Here is a 17,720-nt window from a genome sequence, read left to right on the forward strand (position 1 = left end):
TCACGCTTCCCCCAGATAAGCCTTGATCACGTCCGGGTTGTCGCGGATCTGCTCCGGCGTCCCGTCGGCCAGGGGGGCGCCCTGGTTGATCACCACGATATGGTCGGAAATGCTCATCACCAGCTTCATGTCGTGCTCGATCAGCAATACCGTCACGTTGTGCTCGCTGCGCAGCTTGGCGATCAGCGCCTTGAGGTCGTCGGTCTCCTTCGGGTTGAGGCCGGCGGCCGGCTCGTCGAGCATGAGGATCCGCGGGCGGGTCATCATGCAGCGGGCGATCTCCAGGCGTCGCTGCTGGCCGTAGGCGAGGGTGCCGGCGCTGCGGTTGGCGAACTCGGTAAGGTTGACTTCCTCCAGCCAGTGCGCGGCGTACTCCATGGCCTCGCGCTCGCTGCGGCGGAATGCCGGGGTCTTGAACAGGCCGGCGAGGAAGTTGGTGTTGAGGTGGCGGTGCTGGGCGACCAGCAGGTTCTCCACCGCGGTCATTTCCTTGAACAGGCGGACGTTCTGGAAGGTCCGCACCACGCCCTTGCGAGCGATCTTGTGACCGGGCAGGCCCTGGATCTCCTCGCCGTCGAGGCGGATCAGGCCGCCGGTGGGCTGGTAGAAGCCGGTCAGGCAGTTGAACACGGTGGTCTTGCCGGCGCCGTTCGGGCCGATCATCGAGACCACCTGCTTTTCCTCGACCTTCAGGTTGACGCCGTTGACGGCCAGCAGGCCGCCGAAGCGCATGGTCAGGCCGCTCACTTCGAGAATCGGTCGGCTCATGGCTTCAGCTCCAGGTGCGGGCGTTGCATCGGCAGCAGTCCCTGGGGACGCCAGATCATCATCACGATCATGGTCAGGCCGAAGATCAGCATGCGGTATTCGTTGAACCCGCGCATTTCCTGGAGCAGCACCATCACCACCGCGGCGAGTATCACGCCGAGCTGCGAACCCATGCCGCCGAGCACGACGATCGCAAGGATCATCGCCGACTCGATGAAGGTGAAGGACTCAGGCGTCACCAGGCCCTGGCGGGCGGCGAAGAAGCTGCCGGCGAAACCGGCGAAGCTGGCGCCGATGGTGAAGGCGGAGAGCTTGACGATGGTCGGGTTGAGACCGAGAGCGCGGCAGGCCACTTCGTCCTCGCGCAGCGCTTCCCAGGCGCGACCGATCGGCATGCGCATCAGCCGGTTGATCACGAACAGGGCCAGCAGCACCAGCAGCAGGGCCACCACGTAGAGCAGGATGACCTTGTAGTTGGTGTTGTAGGCGATGCCGAAGAACTCGTGGAAGGTCTGCATGCCTTCCGGCGCGCGGCGTTCGAAGGTCAGGCCGAACAGGGTCGGCTTGGGGATCGAGCCGATGCCGTTGGGACCGCCGGTGATCTCGGTCATGTTGCGCAGCAGGATGCGGATGATCTCGCCGAAGCCGAGGGTCACGATCGCCAGGTAGTCGCCGCGCAGGCGCAGCACCGGGAAGCCGAGGAGGAAGCCGAACAGCGCGGCCATCATCCCGGCGATCGGCAGGGCGGTCCAGAAGCCGAACCCGGCGTACTCGGCGAGCAGCGCGTAGGTGTAGGCACCTACCGCGTAGAAGCCGACGTAGCCGAGATCGAGCAGGCCGGCCAGGCCGACCACGATGTTCAGGCCGATGCCGAGCATCACGTAGATCAGGATCAGGGTGGCGATGTCCACCGCCCCGCGCGAGGCGAAGAACGGCCAGACGAAAGCCACCACGACCAGGGCGAGGACCGCCCAGCGCTGGGTCGATGGCAGGCTGAGGAAGTTCTTCAGGCCGCTGCCGTTGACCTTGTAGCCGACGCCGCGACCCAGCTTGAGCGGGATGCGGTCGCGGAACAGCTGCCAGACGAACATGGCCAGGGCGGCCGCGGCGATGGTCCAGAGGGTCTGCGCATCGGCGCCGAGGACCTCGAGCTTGATGCCGACGGTGCGCAGCTTCAGGCCTAGGATCGGATAGGACACCAGGATCACGAGGAGGGCGCTGAACAGCGCGCGCTTGAGGGACTGGCTCATACTTTTTCCACCTCCGGACGACCGAGGATGCCGGTAGGTCGGAACAGCAGCACCAGGATCAGCAGGCCGAAGGCCACCACGTCCTTGTACTGGTCGCCGAACACGTCGGCGCCGAAGGCTTCGGCGACGCCCAGCAGCAGGCCGCCGAGCATGGCGCCGGGGATGCTACCGATGCCGCCGAGCACCGCGGCGGTGAACGCCTTGATCCCGGCGAGGAAGCCGATCCCGGGGTTGATCACGCCGTACTGCATGCCCAGCAGCACCGCGGCGACGGCGGCCAGGGCGGCGCCGATGACGAAGGTGAGGGCGATGATGTTGTTGCTGTTGATACCCAGCAGGTTGGTCATCTTCAGGTCCTCGGCGCAGGCGCGGCAGGCGCGGCCCAGGCGGGAGCGGGAGATGAACAGGGTGAGGCCGAACATCACCAGGAAGGTGACGACGAAGATCAGGATCTGCATATAGGAGATCACCACGCCGTTCATGCTGCTTTCGCCGAACACGAAGTTGCCGGGCAGCAGGGTCGGGATGGCCTTTTCCTTGGAGTCCTGCGAGAGCATCACGGCGTTCTGCAGGAAGATCGACATGCCGATCGCGGAGATCAGCGGGATCAGGCGGTTGCCGCCGCGCAACGGGCGGTAGGCGACCCGCTCGATGCTGTAGCCGAAAGCACTGGTGACGATGATGCTGGCGGCGAATGCGGCGAGCATCATCAGCGGAACGCTGTCCAGCCCCATCATCGCCAGCAGGGTGATGGCGATGAAGGCGATGTACGAGCCGATCATGTACACCTCGCCGTGGGCGAAGTTGATCATGCCGATGATGCCGTAGACCATGGTGTAGCCGATCGCGATCAGCGCATAGGTGCTGCCGACGGTCAGGCCGTTAACCAATTGTTGTAGGTAATGATAAATCTCGGGCATGGGACTCTCTCGCTAAACGCCCGCCGTTGTACGGCAGGTAGACGTTCGGCTCGCGGGTGTGGGGCCGGAACGCTGCTGAGACCCGTCACGATCCGGCGCGCGGCGGGCCGGCGGGAGGCAGGGGAAAGCCGCGCTCCCGTCCACCAGGAGTGAACGCTGCCGGTCTTCGCCTGCCCTTGCCGGGCCGCCGCTCGCGGAATCATGCGGGTACTAAAACAAAGCCCACGGTGGGTGACGTGGGCTCCGTACTGCAACGATGCTTACTTGACCTCGGTCCGGGTGGCATCCTTGTGCCACTCGTAGACGGTGAAGTCGAAGTTCTTCAGGTCGCCCTTCTCGTCGAACCCGAGGTTCCCGGTGGGAGTCTCGAAGGTGTTGGCGCGCAGGGCCTCGGCGACCTTCTCCGGATCGGCCTCGCCGGCTTTCTCGATGCCCTTGGCGATCACGGTGACCGCGGAGTAGGCGGGCAGGACGAAGATGCCGCTCGGATCCTGGTTCTTCGCCTTGAAGGCGTCGATCAGGGCCTTGTTCTTCGGATCCTGCTCGAAGGCGCGCGGCAGGGTCGCCAGCATGCCTTCCGAAGCGTCGCCGGCGATCGCGGTGATTTCGCTGTTGCCGACCCCTTCCGGGCCCATGAAGCGCGCGTCCAGCCCGGCCTGCTTGGCCTGGCGCAGCAGCAGGCCCATTTCTGGGTGGTAGCCGCCGAAGTAGACGAACTGCACGCCGGCTTTCTTCAGCTTGCTGATCAGCGCGTTGAAGTCCTTGTCGCCGGCGTTCAGGCCTTCGAAGACGGCAACCTTGATGCCGGCGTCTTCCACGGTCTTCTTCACCTCGGTGGCGATGCCTTCGCCGTACTGCTGCTTGTCGTGCAGTACCGCGATGGTCTTGTCCTTGTAGCGTTCGGCGATGAACTTGCCGGCCACCGGGCCCTGCATGTTGTCCAGGCCGATCGTGCGGAAGATCAGCTTGTAGCCGCGCGAGGTGATTTCCGGGGCGGTGGCCGACGGGGTGATCATCAGCACGCCTTCGTCTTCGTAGATGTCGGTGGCGGGTTGGGTGGAGCTGGAGCAGACATGGCCGACCACGAACTTGACGCCGTCGTTGACCACCTTGTTGGCGACCGCCACGGCCTGCTTGGGATCGCAGGCGTCGTCGTAGATCACGCCTTCGAGTTGCGCGCCGTTCACGCCGCCTGCCTTGTTGATCTGTTCGATTGCCATCAGCGCACCGGCGCGCTGCATGTCGCCGTACTGGGCTACCGGACCGGTGACCGGGCCAGCCAGGGCGATCTTGATGGTGTCGGCGGCCATGGAGTAGCTGGCGAACCCGGCAATGGCCATCGCGGCGAACAGGCGGGATAGACGCTGAGTACCCTTCTTCATAGTGCTCCACTCTTCTTGTGTGTTGTCATTGTTGTAGTCTCGCGGCCGCGGGGGCCGGAGGAGACCGGGTGATCGTCATGGACGGACCCCGGGAACTGTACCGGTACAGTGTAGAGCGGCGCTTCGTCGCTTGAAAAGCACGGCACGGCGAGCTCCCGTGAGTCGTGTCGCCTGGTTGACATAAACGTATAGAAAAACGGCGCGGACCTGCCTCACCTCCCTGGGCCCGGTTTCCCTTCGGCTGTCGTGGGCTACCGGCGGGCGTTATCATGGCGCCCATGCAATCCAGGTAGATCCCATGACAGAACAAACTAGCACCCTCTATGCCAAGCTGCTCGGCGAGACCGCGGTCATTTCCTGGGCCGAGCTGCAACCGTTCTTCGCCCGTGGCGCCTTGCTCCAGGTCGATGCCGCGTTGGACCTGGTGGAAGTCGCCGAGGCCCTGGCCGGGGACGACCGCGAGAAGGTCGCCGCCTGGCTTTCCGGCGGCGGCCTGAGCAAGGTCGGGGAGGATGCGGCCAAGGACTTCCTCGAACGCGACCCGACCCTCTGGGCGGTGGTGGTGGCGCCCTGGGTGGTCATTCAGGAACGCGCGGAAAAAGCGACGTTGCACTGATCCAGGGCGGTTTTCTTTCGCTCGACCCTGGCTAGACTGATTCCGATTCCCACCAGGAGATTCGTCATGTTCGAACCAGGCCACCTCCATCTGGTCAGCCTGCCCGGCCTCGACCAGCAGGACATCAATATCCATATCCGCTACGAGGTGCGGCAGAACGCCGAATCCGGCGCCTATGTGCACTTCGACATGGACGGCGAGATCGACGGCAAGCCGTTCAGCGACTCCTTCGAGCTGCCGCGCGATACCGCCTTCAACTTCGCCAGCGATGCCACGCGGGTCGCCCAGAAGCACGGCCTGCACCCGAAGTTCGGCGCGATCACCCGGGTGCACAAGGAATACGATGCGATGTTCGAGGACATTCGCGCCAAGCTGCATGCCCATCCCGGCGAACCGGTGGATCTCGAGCGGATCATTCGCCACGAGTGAGCCGTGTCCCCGGCGGCCGGAAGCATGGGAAAGGCCCGATATCGACGATATCGGGCCTTTTTTCGTTTGCCGGAGAGGCCGTTCAGGGGCTTGCCACCCTTGCCGGCAAGCGGAAACGGCTTGCCGCTTGCCGCTTCCGGGTTGTCCTGAAATAAACTCAAGTTCTTGAATATAAAGGATTTTAATAATCTGGCACGGGCCTTGCTGAAGTGTTGGCGACGAAAGCCACACCGGCAAACAGGTTCGCAGCCATGAGCATCAGTTTCGACAGAGCACTCGGTATCCACCAGCAGGCCCTCAGCTTCCGCGCCCAGCGCGCCGAAGTGCTGGCCAACAACCTGGCCAACGCCGATACCCCGAACTACAAGGCTCGCGACCTGGACTTCGCCGCGGTTCTCGCCGAGCAGAAGGACAAGGCCGCCAAGGGTACCTTCGCCACCCGCACCACCAACGAGCGGCATATCGCCGCCGAAGGTTTCGGCATGGGCGAGGGCAGCCTGCAGTACCGCATCCCGGTCCAGCCGTCGATCGACCAGAACACTGTCGACGCCCAGATCGAGCAGGCCAACTACGCCGAGAACGCCATGCACTTCCAGGCGTCCTTCACCTTCCTCAACAGCAAATTCAAAGGGCTGGTCAGCGCCCTGCGTGGAGAGTAACCGCCATGTCCCTCGCCAGTGTCTTCAACATTGCCGGTAGCGGCATGAGCGCCCAGAGCACCCGCCTGAACACCGTGGCCAGCAACATCGCCAACGCCGAGACGGTTTCCTCCAGCGTCGACAAGACCTACCGCGCCCGCCATCCGGTGTTCTCCACCATGTTCCAGCAGGCCCAGGGCGACAGCGGCTCGCTGTTCGCCGACCAGGACAGCTCCGGCGCCGGCGTGCAGGTGCTGGGCATCGTCGAGGACCAGAGTTCGCTGATGCCGCGCTACGAGCCGAACCATCCGGCCGCGGATGCCAACGGCTACGTGTATTACCCCAATGTGAACGTGGTCGAGGAAATGGCCGACATGATTTCCGCCAGCCGTGCCTTCCAGACCAACGCGGAAATGATGAATACCGCCAAACAGATGATGCAGAAGGTCCTGACCCTGGGTCAGTGAGCGGAGTAGAGCATGAGCATCGATAACGTCAGCGGCACCAGCAGCAACACCGGCAACGTCAACGGCAGCAAGCGCGCCGCCGGCAGCGGCGCCACCGAGACCGGGCAGAGCGTCAAGGGCAGCAGCAACCTTGGCAAGGACGAATTCCTCAAGCTGCTGGTGGCCCAGTTGAAGAACCAGGACCCGATGTCGCCGCAGCAGAACGGCGAGTTCATCGCCCAACTGGCCCAGTTCAGCACCGTGGAAGGCGTGCAGTCGCTGAACAAGAGCATGGAGAGCATTCTCTCCAACTACCAGTCGTCGCAGGCCCTGCAAGCCTCGTCGCTGGTGGGGCGCAAGGTCATCGTGGCGACCGACAAGTCGGTGGTGGACACCAAGGACACCTTCAAGGCGTCCCTCAACCTGCCGGTCTCCAGCAGCAACGTATGGGTCAACGTCTACGACGACAAGGGCACCGTGGTCAATCGCATCAACCTTGGCCAGCAGGCTGCCGGCAGCGTCAGCTTCATGTGGGACGGCAAGGACAGCAGCGGCAACATCATGCCGCCGGGCACCTACAAGTTCGAGGCGCAGACCTCGATCGACGGCAAGACCTACGGGCTCCAGACCTACCTGCCGGCCAACGTCGACAGCGTCACCCTGGGGCAGAACGGCGGCGAGCTGATGCTCAACCTCGCAGGCCTGGGCAGCATCGCGCTGTCCAAAGTACAGATCATCGGCCAGTAAGCCGGCGTTTCCGGCAAGGAGCTATCCATGAGTTTCAACATCGGCCTGAGCGGTATCCAGGCGGCCTCCAGCGGCCTGAACGTCACCGGCAACAACATCGCCAACGCCGGCACCGTAGGCTTCAAGCAATCCCGCGCGGAGTTCGCCGACGTCTACGCCGCCTCGGTGCTGGGTTCGGGCAGCAACCCGCAGGGCAGCGGCGTGCTGCTCTCGGACGTCTCGCAGATGTTCAAGCAGGGCAACATCGACTCGACCAACAGCGTGCTGGACCTGGCCATCAACGGCAACGGCTTCTTCGTCACCAGCAACAACGGGGCGATCAGCTACACCCGCGCCGGCTACTTCAATACCGACAAGCAGGATTTCATCGTCGACAACAACGGCTACCGCCTGCAGGGCTATGCCGTCGGGCCGAACGGCCAGTTGCAGAACGGCGTGGTCACCGACCTCAAGGTCGAGCGCGCCAATCAGGCGCCGCAGGCCACCTCGAGCATCCAGCAGTCGTACAACCTCAACTCGACGCTGAAGCCGCCGACCGTGACGCCGTTCGATCCGTCCGACGCCGCTACCTACAACTCGTCCTCTTCGCTGGGCATCTATGACAGCCAGGGCAACTCCCACACCATGAGCCAGTTCTTCATCAAGAACGAGCCGGACCCGAATGCGACCCCGCCGATTCCGGAGAACAGCTGGACCATGAAAGTGCTGATCGACGGCGTCAATCCGCTCGATCCGTCGAACAAGACGCCGATGAGCTTCAACGTCACCTTCGACGCCAGCGGCCAGATGACCTCGGTTCGGGCGCCGGACGGCAGCACCAGCGGGCCGGGCTTCAGCATCGACGCGACCACCAACGTGATCCAGTTCAGCCCGGCCACCGGCAATCCGCCGACTCCCGGCACCGGCTGGATTCCGGCGGCCTCGGACGGCAAGACCCCGCCGACCTACGCCTGGAACGGCGCGACCGGTGCCGCCAGCGGCATCTCCTTCGACATGCGCAAGACCACCCAGTACTCCACCGCGTTCGCCCAGAGCAACCCGATCCAGGACGGCTACACCACCGGTCAGCTGGCAGGCCTGGAAATCGACGACACCGGGGTGATCTTCGCCCGCTACACCAACGGCCAGTCCAAGGTGCAGGGCCAGGTGGTGCTGGCCAACTTCGCCAACATCCAGGGCCTGACGCCGATCGGCAAGACCTCCTGGGTGCAGTCCTCGGAGTCCGGCGAGCCGGCGGTCGGCGCGCCGCGCTCGGGCACCCTGGGGGCGTTGCAATCCGGCGCGCTGGAAGCGTCCAACGTGGACATCTCCAACGAACTGGTGAACCTCATCGTCCACCAGCGCAACTACCAGGCCAATGCCAAGACCATCCAGACCGAGGATGCGGTGACCCAGACCATCATCAACCTGCGCTGATGACGGCGTGCCGGTGCCGTCCGGGCACCGGCAAGGCCCTTGCCGCCAGCGGCAACCCATGGCCAGGGGTTGCCCCCGAAGCCTCCGAAAGGAGGCTTTCTGTTTTATAAAATCCTTTTAAATCAATGTATTAATTGTTTTTTCGAATTCTGGCACGGCGCTTGCTGGATAACCTGCAAGAAAGCCCGGCGGATTGTGCCGGTGCCTGGAGGATTCGATGGACAAGATGCTGTACGTCTCCATGAGCGGGGCCAGCCAGAACACCCTGGCGATGCGTGCTCATGCCAACAACCTGGCGAACATCTCGACCAGCGGCTTTCGTCGCGACTTCGAGCAGGCGCGTTCGATGCAGGTGTTCGGCGACAGCTTCCCGGCGCGGGTATTCGCCATGAGCGAGCGGCCCGGTACCGATTTCAGCCATGGCAGCCTCCAGGAAACCGGCAACGAGCTGGACATCGCCATCGACGGCGACGGCTTCGTCGCGGTCCAGGCGCCGGATGGCAGCGAGGCCTACGTGCGTACCGCCGGCATGCATATCGACGCCCTCGGCATGCTGCGCACCGGCGACGGCTTGCCGGTGCTCGGCAACGGTGGGCCGATCGCCGTGCCGCCGGAGGAAAAGGTGGAGATCGGCCAGGACGGCACCATCAGCATCCGCGCCCTTGGCGAGAACCCCAACGTGGTCGCCGTGGTGGACCGGATCAAGCTGGTCAACCCGAACCTGAAGCAGATGGAGAAGGGTACCGACGGCCTGCTGCACTACAAGCCGCAGCCGGGCGAGCAGGCGCCGCTGGCCGACGCCAACGTGAAGGTGGTCTCCGGTTTCCTGGAAAGCAGCAACGTGAACGCGGTGGAAGAGATGACCGCGATCCTCTCGCTGTCCCGTCAATTCGAGCTGCACGTGAAGATGATGCGCACCGCCGAGGACGATTCGGCGGCCATGGCGCGGGTTTTGCAAATCAGCTAATCACTTGAGCGTGGTGCCATAAAACCGGCACCCGAGGAGCACGACGATGTTATCGGCACTGTGGGTCAGCAAGACCGGTCTGTCCGCCCAGGACATGAACCTGACCACCATTTCCAACAACCTGGCCAACGTATCCACCACCGGCTTCAAGCGCGACCGCGCGGAGTTCCAGGACCTGCTGTACCAGATCCGGCGCCAGCCGGGCGGCCAGTCGACCCAGGACAGCGAGCTGCCTTCGGGCCTGCAACTGGGTACCGGTGTGCGCGTCGTCGGCACCCAGAAGATCTTCACCCCGGGCAGCCTGCAGACCACCGAGCAGCCGCTGGACATGGCGGTCAACGGGCGCGGCTTCTTCCAGGTCCTGCTGCCGGACGGCACCGTGTCCTACACCCGCGACGGCAGCTTTCACCTGAACTCCGACGGGCAGATCGTCACCTCCAACGGCTTCGCCCTGGAGCCAGCGATCGTGGTGCCCAACGAGACCCAGACCTTCACCGTCGGCCAGGACGGCACCGTCTCGGTGACCACCACCGGCAACGCCCAGCCGCAGGTGATCGGCAACATCCAGACCGCCGACTTCATCAACCCGGCCGGCCTGCAGGCCATCGGCAACAACCTGTTCCTGGAAACCGGCTCCAGCGGCGCGCCGCAGGTCGGTACGCCGGGTCTCAACGGCCTCGGCACGGTTGCCCAGAACACCCTGGAAAACTCCAACGTCAACGTGGTCGAGGAACTGGTGAACATGATCACCACCCAGCGCGCCTACGAGATGAACTCCAAGGTCATCTCCACCGCCGACCAGATGTTGTCCTTCGTCACCCAGAATCTTTGACGGGCCCTGACCGGGCCCTGGCTGTACGCCGCGAGGTAGCTTGATATGAACCGGCTGATGATCGTCTCCCTGCTTGGCATCGCCACCGCCCTGAGCGGTTGCGTCAATCCACCGCCGAAGCCGAACGATCCGTACTACGCGCCGGTGCTGCCGCGCACCCCGCTGCCCGCCGCGCAGAACAACGGCGCGATCTACCAGGCCGGCTTCGAGCAGAACCTCTACGACGACCGCAAGGCCTTCCGCGTGGGCGACATCATTACCATCACCCTCAACGAGAAGACCCAGGCGAGCAAGAAAGCCAACTCCGATATCCAGAAGGACAGCAAGACCAAGATGGGGCTGACCTCGCTGTTCGGCAGCGGCATGACCACCAACAACCCGATCGGCGGCGGCGACCTCAGCCTCAGCGCCGAATACGGCGGCTCGCGCGACGCCAAGGGCGATAGCCAGGCGGGGCAGAGCAACAGCCTGACCGGCTCGATCACCGTGACCGTGGCCGAGGTGCTGCCCAACGGCATCCTCTCCGTGCGCGGCGAGAAGTGGATGACCCTGAACACCGGCAACGAGCTGGTGCGCATCGCCGGCCTGGTCCGCGCCGACGATATCGCCACCGACAACACCGTGTCCTCGACCCGCGTGGCCGACGCCCGGATCACCTATTCCGGCACCGGCGCCTTCGCCGATGCCAGTCAGCCGGGCTGGCTGGACCGCTTCTTCCTCAGCCCGCTGTGGCCGTTCTGAGGACGCTCGCGATGACCAAGTTCAAGCACCTGCTGGCCCTCGCCGCGCTGCTCCTGGCCGCCGGCGCGGCCCAGGCCGAGCGGTTGAAGGATATCGCCAGCATCCAGGGCGTGCGGACCAACCAGTTGATCGGCTATGGCCTGGTGGTCGGCCTGAGCGGCAGCGGCGACCAGACCACGCAGACGCCGTTCACCCTGCAGACCTTCAACAACATGCTGGCGCAGTTCGGCATCAAGGTGCCGGCCAACGTCGGCAACGTGCAGTTGAAGAACGTCGCCGCGGTATCGGTGCATGCCGACCTGCCGCCGTTCGCCAAGCCGGGCCAGCCGATCGACGTCACCGTGTCGTCCATCGGCAACGCCAAGAGCCTGCGCGGCGGCAGCCTGCTGATGACTCCGCTGAAAGGTATCGACGGCCAGGTCTACGCGGTCGCCCAGGGCAACCTGGTGGTCGGCGGCTTCGACGCCGAAGGCCGCGACGGCTCGAAGATCACCGTCAACGTACCGTCCGCCGGACGTATCCCGGCCGGCGCCACCGTCGAACGCGCGGTGCCGAGCGGCTTCGACCAGGGCAACAGCCTGACGCTGAACCTCAACCGCCCGGACTTCACCACTGCCAAGCGCATCGTCGACCGCATCAACGAACTGCTCGGTCCGGGCGTCGCCCATGCGGTGGACGGCGGCTCGGTGCGGGTCAGCGCGCCGCTCGATCCGAACCAGCGGGTCGACTACCTGTCGATCCTGGAGAACCTCGACGTGCAGCCGGGCGAGGCGGTGGCCAAGGTCATCATCAATTCGCGCACCGGCACCATCGTCATCGGCCAGAACGTCAAGGTATCGCCGGCCGCCGTCACCCACGGCAGCCTGACCGTGAGCATCACCGAGGACCCGATCGTCAGCCAGCCCGGTGCCTTCTCCAACGGCCAGACTGCGGTGGTGCCACGCTCGCGGGTGAACGCCGAGGAGGAGACCAAGCCGATGTTCAAGTTCGGTCCCGGCACCACCCTGGACGACATCGTCCGCGCGGTGAACCAGGTCGGCGCCGCGCCGAGCGACCTGATGGCGATCCTCGAAGCCCTGAAGCAGGCCGGCGCGTTGCAGGCCGACTTGATCGTGATCTGAGGACGACGCCATGGATTCCCGTTTGCTCAGCGGTATCGGCGCAGGCCCCGACAGCGGCTCCTATACCGATCTCAACCGCCTCAACCAGCTCAAGGTCGGCAAGGACCGCGACGGCGAGGCGAACATCCGCAAGGTCGCCCAGGAATTCGAATCGCTGTTCCTCAACGAGATGCTCAAATCCATGCGTTCGGCCAACGAAGCGCTGGGCGACGGCAATTTCATGAACAGCCAGACCACCAAGCAGTACCAGGACATGTACGACCAGCAACTGTCGGTGAGCCTGTCGAAGAATGCCGGCGGCATCGGCCTGGCCGACGTGCTGGTGCGCCAGTTGTCGAAGATGAAGCAAGGCTCCAGGGGCAACGGCGAAAACCCGTTCGCCCGGGTCGCCGAGAACGGCGCCGGTCGCTGGCCGAGCAACCCCAGCGCGCAGGCCGGCAAGGCCCTGCCGATGCCGGAAGCCGGCCGCGACGACTCGAAGCTGCTCAACCAGAGGCGCCTGGCGCTGCCGGGCAAGCTGACCGAGCGCATGCTCGCCGGCATCGTTCCCTCCGCCTCGCCGGCCGCCAGCCAGATGCAGAGCCTGGGCCAGGACAGCTACCTGCCGGCGCAGAGCTACCCGGCGGCGAGCCGCCGCGGTTTCTCCACCGATGGCGTCGACAGCCAGGGCAGCCGGCGCATCGCCCAGCCGCCGCTGGCCAGGGGCAAGTCGATGTTCGCCTCGGCCGACGAGTTCATCGCCACCATGCTGCCGATGGCCCAGAAGGCCGCCGAGCGGATCGGCGTCGATGCCCGCTACCTGGTGGCCCAGGCCGCGCTGGAGACCGGCTGGGGCAAATCGATCATCCGCCAGCAGGATGGCGGCAGCAGCCACAACCTGTTCGGCATCAAGACCGGCAGCCGCTGGGATGGTGCCTCGGCGCGCGCTCTCACCACCGAATACGAAGGCGGCAAGGCGGTCAAGGAAGTCGCGGCGTTCCGCTCCTACTCGTCGTTCGAGCAGAGCTTCCACGACTACGTCAGCTTCCTCCAGGGCAACGACCGCTACCAGAACGCCCTGGACAGCGCCGCCAACCCCGAGCGCTTCATGCAGGAACTGCAGCGCGCCGGCTACGCCACCGATCCGCAGTACGCCCGCAAGGTGGCGCAGATCGCCAGACAGATGCAGACCTACCAGGCCGTCGCCGCCGCCGGCACGCCGCCTCTGGGTTGAGCAAGGAGGAACTGACCCATGTCCGACCTACTCTCGATAGGCCTGTCCGGCCTCGGCACCAGCCAGACCTGGCTGACTGTCACCGGGCACAACATCACCAACGTCAAGACGCCGGGCTACAGCCGCCAGGATGCCATCCAGCAGACCCGGATCCCGCAGTTCAGCGGTGCCGGCTACATGGGCTCGGGCAGCCAGATCGTCGACGTGCGCCGCCTGGCCAGCGACTTCCTCACCGGCCAGTTGCGCAACGCCACCAGCCAGAACAGCGAGCTGAACGCTTTCCTGGGCCAGATCGACCAGCTCAACTCGCTGCTGGCGGATAACACCACCGGGGTCAGCCCGGCGATGCAGCGTTTCTTTTCCGCCTTGCAGACCGCTGCGCAGAACCCGTCCTCGACCGAGGCGCGCGAGGCGGTGCTGGCCCAGGCGCAGGGCCTGAGCAAGACCTTCAATACCCTCTACGACCAACTGGACAAGCAGAACAGCCTGATCAACCAGCAGTTGGGTGCCTTGACCTCGCAGGTGAACAATCTCAGCCAGAGCGTGGCCGAGTACAACGATGCCATCGCCAAGGCGAAATCCGCCGGGGCCGTGCCCAACGATCTGCTGGACGCGCGCGACGAAGCGGTGCGCAAGCTCTCCGAGATGGTCGGCGTGACCGCGGTCACCCAGGACGACAACAGCGTCAGCCTGTTCATCGGCAGCGGCCAGCCGTTGGTGGTGGGCAATACCGTTTCGACGCTGAGCGTGGTGCCGGGGCTGGACGACCCGACCCGCTACCAGGTGCAGCTCACGCTTGGCGACTCCACGCAAAACGTGACCCGGTTGGTCTCCGGCGGGCAGATGGGCGGCCTGCTGGCGTATCGCGATACCGTCCTGGATAGCTCCTACAACAAGCTCGGCCAACTTGCGCTAACCTTCGCCGATACTGTCAACAAGCAACTGGGGCAGGGCCTAGACCTGGCGGGCAAGGCCGGCGCCAACCTGTTCGGCGACATCAACGATCCGGACATCACGGCGCTCCGGGTCTTGGCGAAGAACGGCAACACCGGCAATGTCCACGCCAACCTGAACATCACCGATACCAGCAAGCTGAATTCCAGCGATTTCCGCCTGGACTTCGACGGCACCAATTTCACCGCGCGGCGCCTGGGCGACGACGCAAGCATGCAGGTCACGGTCAGCGGTACCGGTCCCTACACCCTCTCGTTCAAGGATGCCAACGGCGTCGACCAGGGCTTCAGCGTGACCCTCGACCAACTGCCGGCCGCGGGCGACCGCTTCACCCTGCAGCCGACCCGGCGCGGCGCCAGCGATATCGAGACAACCCTGAAGAACGCTTCGCAACTGGCTTTCGCCGGGTCCGCTCGCGCCGAGGCGACCACCAACAACCGCGGCAGCGGCGCCATCGGCCAGCCGAACCTGGTCGGCGGACCGTCGCCGATCGATCCGGCGGTTCTGCAGAACGCCTTCGGCGCCAATGGTCTGCCGCTGAGCGCGACGGTCAGCGCGGATGGCAAGACCTACACCATGACCTCGCCGCTGCCGGCCGGTTGGAGTTATGTCGACAAGGACGGCAACGCGCTGCCCGGCAGTCCGACGCTGAACAGCGGTACCAGCAACAGCGTGCGCATGGCCTATACCGATCCGGGCAGCGGCCAGACCTATACCTACGAGTTCAACCTGTCCAACGTGCCGCAGACTGGCGACAGTTTCACCCTGAGCTTCAACAAGGACGGCATTTCGGACAACCGCAACGCCCTCAACCTGAATGCCTTGCAGACCAAGCCGACGGTGGGTGGTACCGGCAGCACGGGGTCTACCTACAACGACGCCTACGGTGGGCTGGTGGAGCGGGTCGGCACCCTGACCGCCCAGGCGCGCGCCAGCGCCGACGCCTCGCAGACCGTGCTCAAGCAGGCGCAGGACAGCCGCGACTCGCTGTCCGGGGTGAGCCTCGACGAAGAGGCGGCCAACCTGATCCAGTTCCAGCAGTACTACAGCGCGTCGGCCCAGGTCATTCAAGTTGCCCGCTCGCTGTTCGATACCCTGATAGGCGCGTTCCGCTGAGCGCCTTAACCGAGAGACCGTCGTCATGCGCATTTCAACGATCCAGGCTTTCAACAACTCGGTCAGTGGCATCTCCCGCAACTATGCCGACCTGACGCGCACCCAGGCCGAAATCAGTGCCGGCAAGCGCCTGCTGACCCCGGCTGACGACCCGGTCGGCGCCGTCCGGCTGCTTCAGCTGAACCAGGAGCAGGCGCTCAACAGTCAGTACAAATCGGGCATCACGGCAGCGAAGAACAGCCTGCAGCAGGAGGAGACCATCCTCAATTCGGTCGGCACGGTCATCCATCGTATCCGCGAGATCGCCGTGCAGGCCGGCAACGGCGGCCTCGACGCCTCGGACAAGAACGCGCTGGCCACCGAACTGGCGCAGCGCGAGGACGAACTGCTGAACCTGCTCAACAGCCGCGATGCCAGCGGCAAGTACTTGTTCTCCGGCAGCCAGGGCGATACCCAGCCGTTCGTTCGCAACCCGGACGGTACCTACTCCTACAACGGCGACGAAGGCCAGCGTGAGGTACAGATCGCCAGCAGCACCTTCATTGCCATCAGCGACAACGGCAAGATCCTTTTCGAAAGCGGCAGCAACGCCAACCGGGTCTCCACCGGCAAGGGCGCCGCAGGCCTGGACGCCAGCGGCAACCCCAGCGACAGCAGCATCTCCCTGGGCCTGGTGACGGACAAGGAAGCCTACGACACGGTGTTCCCGTCGAGCACGCCACCGCTGGCCAGCGATGGCGTCGGTATCCACTTCACCGACGCGAAGAACTACGTGGTCTACGACCTCAAGACGATCCCGCCGGGCTACGACTGGAGCACCAGCGACCCCAACCCGCCGAGCTTCGCCACGCTCGCCAGCGGCAAGATCGACGACAACGCCCAGACCAGCGACTTCATCACCTTCGGCGGCGTCAAGGTACAGATCGACGGCGAGCCGCAGGGCGGCGACACCTTCAGTATCAAGCGCCAGCCGGACCAGGAAAAGCGCAGCTTGCTCAATACCGTGTCGGACTTGCGCAAGGCCCTGCTCAGCGCCGAGGACACGCCGGCTGGAAACCTGGCTATCCGCGACGCGGTGGGGGTGGCGATCTCCAACCTGGACTCGTCGAACTCGCAAATCCTCACGGGCCAGGGACGCATCGGCGCGCGGATGAACGTCGCCGAATCGACGGAAACCTTCATCGACGACGTGACCCTGGTGAATACCGCCGTGATCTCACAGATCCAGGATCTGGACTACCCTGAAGCGCTGTCACGGCTGACCCTGCAATCCACCATCATGGATGCGGCGCAGCAGAGTTTCGTCAAGATTCGCGACTTGAGCCTGTTCAACTACCTGAGTTAAGCGGATGACAAGCGATAGCCCAGCAGGGGCGCGGAGTCGACAGCAGGCTACGGAATGACCGACAAACAACGGATAAAGGGCAGGCCCGTCGCTATCGACTACGAAAGCACGCTGGCTTTCTTCGAAGGTCGGGCCGCCCGCGAATATCGCAATGCCCTGAGTTCGACGATGTATCAGGACCAGCAGCCGGAACTGGTCGAGGAGCGCGATCGGCGCGAGAAACTGCGCGTCGCTCCGGGACTCGCCCTCGGTATGGCCCGGCGGGTCCTCGACATCGGCTGCGGTATCGGGCGCTGGGGCTGGCTGCTGGCCGAGGAAGCGCCGCAGGCCGATTACCTGGGCATCGACTTCTCCGCCGCGCTGGTGGAGAAAGCCCGCGACGAGGCACGGCAGCGCGGCTACGAGCGGCTGCTTTTCCAGCGGATGTCGGCGACCGACATCCGTCCCGCCGAGCTGGCGCTCAGTCCTCCCTACGACCTGCTGCTGGTCTCGGGACTACTCATCTATCTCAACGACAGCGACTGCCAGGAACTGTTGCGCCAGGCGCTGCAGCTGTGCGCACCGGGCGGGCGGATCTACCTGCGCGAACCGGTAGCCGTGGAACAGCGCCTCACCCTGGATCGCTTCTTTTCGAAGGAACTGGAACACGAGTATTCGGCGGTCTATCGCACCGTCGCCGAACTCAAGGACATGCTCGTACAGGCCGGCGGAGGGGAAGGGCCTGCGATTCTCGAAGAGGACTGCCTGTTCGCCGAAGCGCTGGAAAAGCGTGCGGAGACCCGCCAGTACTTCATGATCCTGCAGCGACGGGGATGACTC

18 protein-coding genes are annotated in these 17,720 nt (G+C 64.7%); 14 read left to right on the plus strand and 4 right to left on the minus strand.

Annotation, left to right across the window (positions count from 1 at the left end; genetic code table 11):
- The 4 genes from livG to JHD77_RS17055 form a co-directional block, all read right to left on the minus strand.
- The gene (livG, locus tag JHD77_RS17040; protein WP_003082125.1) at window positions 1-768 is read right to left on the minus strand and encodes a high-affinity branched-chain amino acid ABC transporter ATP-binding protein LivG; all 768 of its coding nucleotides are present in this window, start codon (window positions 766-768) and stop codon (window positions 1-3) included.
- A complete protein-coding gene (locus JHD77_RS17045) occupies window positions 765-2,018 on the minus strand; it encodes a high-affinity branched-chain amino acid ABC transporter permease LivM (RefSeq protein ID WP_003082131.1) in 1,254 nt (417 codons plus the stop codon). The genes livG and JHD77_RS17045 overlap by 4 nt, the downstream gene beginning before the upstream one ends.
- Window positions 2,015-2,938 (minus strand): high-affinity branched-chain amino acid ABC transporter permease LivH, encoded by a 924-nt coding sequence (gene livH / locus JHD77_RS17050; RefSeq protein WP_003086391.1) that lies wholly within the window; start codon window positions 2,936-2,938, stop codon window positions 2,015-2,017. Before livH ends, JHD77_RS17045 begins: the two co-directional genes overlap by 4 nt.
- A gap of 260 nt (window positions 2,939-3,198) precedes the next feature.
- Window positions 3,199-4,320, minus strand: a complete 1,122-nt coding sequence (locus tag JHD77_RS17055; RefSeq protein WP_003082136.1) for a branched-chain amino acid ABC transporter substrate-binding protein — start codon at window positions 4,318-4,320, stop codon at window positions 3,199-3,201.
- A 298-nt stretch (window positions 4,321-4,618) separates the two neighbouring features.
- Between JHD77_RS17055 and JHD77_RS17060 the strand changes: the two genes are divergently transcribed.
- From JHD77_RS17060 to JHD77_RS17125, 14 genes are all read left to right on the plus strand, one after another.
- Complete coding sequence (locus tag JHD77_RS17060) at window positions 4,619-4,936, plus strand: DUF2288 domain-containing protein (RefSeq protein ID WP_003086400.1); 318 nt, start codon at window positions 4,619-4,621, stop codon at window positions 4,934-4,936.
- Window positions 4,937-5,002: 66 nt separating this feature from the next.
- Complete coding sequence (locus JHD77_RS17065; protein WP_003082140.1) at window positions 5,003-5,365, plus strand: DUF5064 family protein; 363 nt, start codon at window positions 5,003-5,005, stop codon at window positions 5,363-5,365.
- Between the two features lie 251 nt (window positions 5,366-5,616).
- On the plus strand, window positions 5,617-6,024 hold the full coding sequence (flgB, locus tag JHD77_RS17070) for a flagellar basal body rod protein FlgB (protein ID WP_003082144.1): 408 nt from the start codon (window positions 5,617-5,619) through the stop codon (window positions 6,022-6,024).
- A gap of 5 nt (window positions 6,025-6,029) precedes the next feature.
- Window positions 6,030-6,470 carry a flagellar basal body rod protein FlgC gene (gene flgC / locus JHD77_RS17075; RefSeq protein ID WP_003082150.1) on the plus strand — a complete coding sequence of 147 codons (441 nt, stop codon included), beginning with the start codon at window positions 6,030-6,032 and terminating at the stop codon, window positions 6,468-6,470.
- A gap of 12 nt (window positions 6,471-6,482) precedes the next feature.
- On the plus strand, window positions 6,483-7,196 hold the full coding sequence (gene flgD, locus JHD77_RS17080; RefSeq protein ID WP_003082153.1) for a flagellar hook assembly protein FlgD: 714 nt from the start codon (window positions 6,483-6,485) through the stop codon (window positions 7,194-7,196).
- A gap of 27 nt (window positions 7,197-7,223) precedes the next feature.
- A complete protein-coding gene (gene flgE, locus JHD77_RS17085; protein ID WP_003082154.1) occupies window positions 7,224-8,612 on the plus strand; it encodes a flagellar hook protein FlgE in 1,389 nt (462 codons plus the stop codon).
- 217 nt (window positions 8,613-8,829) lie between these two features.
- Window positions 8,830-9,579 carry a flagellar basal-body rod protein FlgF gene (gene flgF, locus JHD77_RS17090; RefSeq protein ID WP_003082159.1) on the plus strand — a complete coding sequence of 250 codons (750 nt, stop codon included), beginning with the start codon at window positions 8,830-8,832 and terminating at the stop codon, window positions 9,577-9,579.
- 46 nt (window positions 9,580-9,625) lie between these two features.
- Window positions 9,626-10,411, plus strand: coding sequence for a flagellar basal-body rod protein FlgG (gene flgG / locus JHD77_RS17095; RefSeq protein ID WP_003082164.1), 786 nt, complete (start codon window positions 9,626-9,628; stop codon window positions 10,409-10,411).
- Between the two features lie 45 nt (window positions 10,412-10,456).
- Entirely contained in the window at window positions 10,457-11,152 is a 696-nt protein-coding gene (flgH, locus tag JHD77_RS17100; protein WP_031756161.1) for a flagellar basal body L-ring protein FlgH, read from the plus strand.
- Between the two features lie 11 nt (window positions 11,153-11,163).
- On the plus strand, window positions 11,164-12,273 hold the full coding sequence (locus JHD77_RS17105; RefSeq protein ID WP_003082169.1) for a flagellar basal body P-ring protein FlgI: 1,110 nt from the start codon (window positions 11,164-11,166) through the stop codon (window positions 12,271-12,273).
- A 10-nt stretch (window positions 12,274-12,283) separates the two neighbouring features.
- Window positions 12,284-13,486: a flagellar assembly peptidoglycan hydrolase FlgJ gene (gene flgJ, locus JHD77_RS17110; protein ID WP_003082172.1), complete on the plus strand. Its 1,203-nt coding sequence runs from the start codon at window positions 12,284-12,286 to the stop codon at window positions 13,484-13,486.
- An 18-nt stretch (window positions 13,487-13,504) separates the two neighbouring features.
- Window positions 13,505-15,556, plus strand: coding sequence for a flagellar hook-associated protein FlgK (gene flgK, locus JHD77_RS17115; RefSeq protein ID WP_003082174.1), 2,052 nt, complete (start codon window positions 13,505-13,507; stop codon window positions 15,554-15,556).
- 25 nt (window positions 15,557-15,581) lie between these two features.
- Window positions 15,582-16,901 (plus strand): flagellar hook-associated protein FlgL, encoded by a 1,320-nt coding sequence (gene flgL, locus JHD77_RS17120; protein WP_191519252.1) that lies wholly within the window; start codon window positions 15,582-15,584, stop codon window positions 16,899-16,901.
- 54 nt (window positions 16,902-16,955) lie between these two features.
- The gene (locus tag JHD77_RS17125) at window positions 16,956-17,717 is read left to right on the plus strand and encodes a class I SAM-dependent methyltransferase (RefSeq protein WP_003111493.1); all 762 of its coding nucleotides are present in this window, start codon (window positions 16,956-16,958) and stop codon (window positions 17,715-17,717) included.
- Window positions 17,718-17,720: the final 3 nt, after the last annotated feature.

The organism is Pseudomonas sp. P20 (genome assembly GCF_016463925.1).
Classification (GTDB): domain Bacteria; phylum Pseudomonadota; class Gammaproteobacteria; order Pseudomonadales; family Pseudomonadaceae; genus Pseudomonas; species Pseudomonas aeruginosa.

Coding starts and splice junctions, on each gene's coding strand:
- JHD77_RS17105 (WP_003082169.1), top strand. CDS start 11,164: ATGACCAAGTTCAAGCACCTGCTGGCCCTCGCCGCGCTGCTCCTGGCC.
- JHD77_RS17065 (WP_003082140.1), top strand. CDS start 5,003: ATGTTCGAACCAGGCCACCTCCATCTGGTCAGCCTGCCCGGCCTCGAC.
- flgE (WP_003082154.1), top strand. CDS start 7,224: ATGAGTTTCAACATCGGCCTGAGCGGTATCCAGGCGGCCTCCAGCGGC.
- flgF (WP_003082159.1), top strand. CDS start 8,830: ATGGACAAGATGCTGTACGTCTCCATGAGCGGGGCCAGCCAGAACACC.
- JHD77_RS17045 (WP_003082131.1), bottom strand. CDS start 2,018: ATGAGCCAGTCCCTCAAGCGCGCGCTGTTCAGCGCCCTCCTCGTGATC.
- livG (WP_003082125.1), bottom strand. CDS start 768: ATGAGCCGACCGATTCTCGAAGTGAGCGGCCTGACCATGCGCTTCGGC.
- flgC (WP_003082150.1), top strand. CDS start 6,030: ATGTCCCTCGCCAGTGTCTTCAACATTGCCGGTAGCGGCATGAGCGCC.
- flgL (WP_191519252.1), top strand. CDS start 15,582: ATGCGCATTTCAACGATCCAGGCTTTCAACAACTCGGTCAGTGGCATC.
- livH (WP_003086391.1), bottom strand. CDS start 2,938: ATGCCCGAGATTTATCATTACCTACAACAATTGGTTAACGGCCTGACC.
- flgD (WP_003082153.1), top strand. CDS start 6,483: ATGAGCATCGATAACGTCAGCGGCACCAGCAGCAACACCGGCAACGTC.
- JHD77_RS17060 (WP_003086400.1), top strand. CDS start 4,619: ATGACAGAACAAACTAGCACCCTCTATGCCAAGCTGCTCGGCGAGACC.
- JHD77_RS17055 (WP_003082136.1), bottom strand. CDS start 4,320: ATGAAGAAGGGTACTCAGCGTCTATCCCGCCTGTTCGCCGCGATGGCC.
- flgK (WP_003082174.1), top strand. CDS start 13,505: ATGTCCGACCTACTCTCGATAGGCCTGTCCGGCCTCGGCACCAGCCAG.
- JHD77_RS17125 (WP_003111493.1), top strand. CDS start 16,956: ATGACCGACAAACAACGGATAAAGGGCAGGCCCGTCGCTATCGACTAC.
- flgG (WP_003082164.1), top strand. CDS start 9,626: ATGTTATCGGCACTGTGGGTCAGCAAGACCGGTCTGTCCGCCCAGGAC.
- flgJ (WP_003082172.1), top strand. CDS start 12,284: ATGGATTCCCGTTTGCTCAGCGGTATCGGCGCAGGCCCCGACAGCGGC.
- flgB (WP_003082144.1), top strand. CDS start 5,617: ATGAGCATCAGTTTCGACAGAGCACTCGGTATCCACCAGCAGGCCCTC.
- flgH (WP_031756161.1), top strand. CDS start 10,457: ATGAACCGGCTGATGATCGTCTCCCTGCTTGGCATCGCCACCGCCCTG.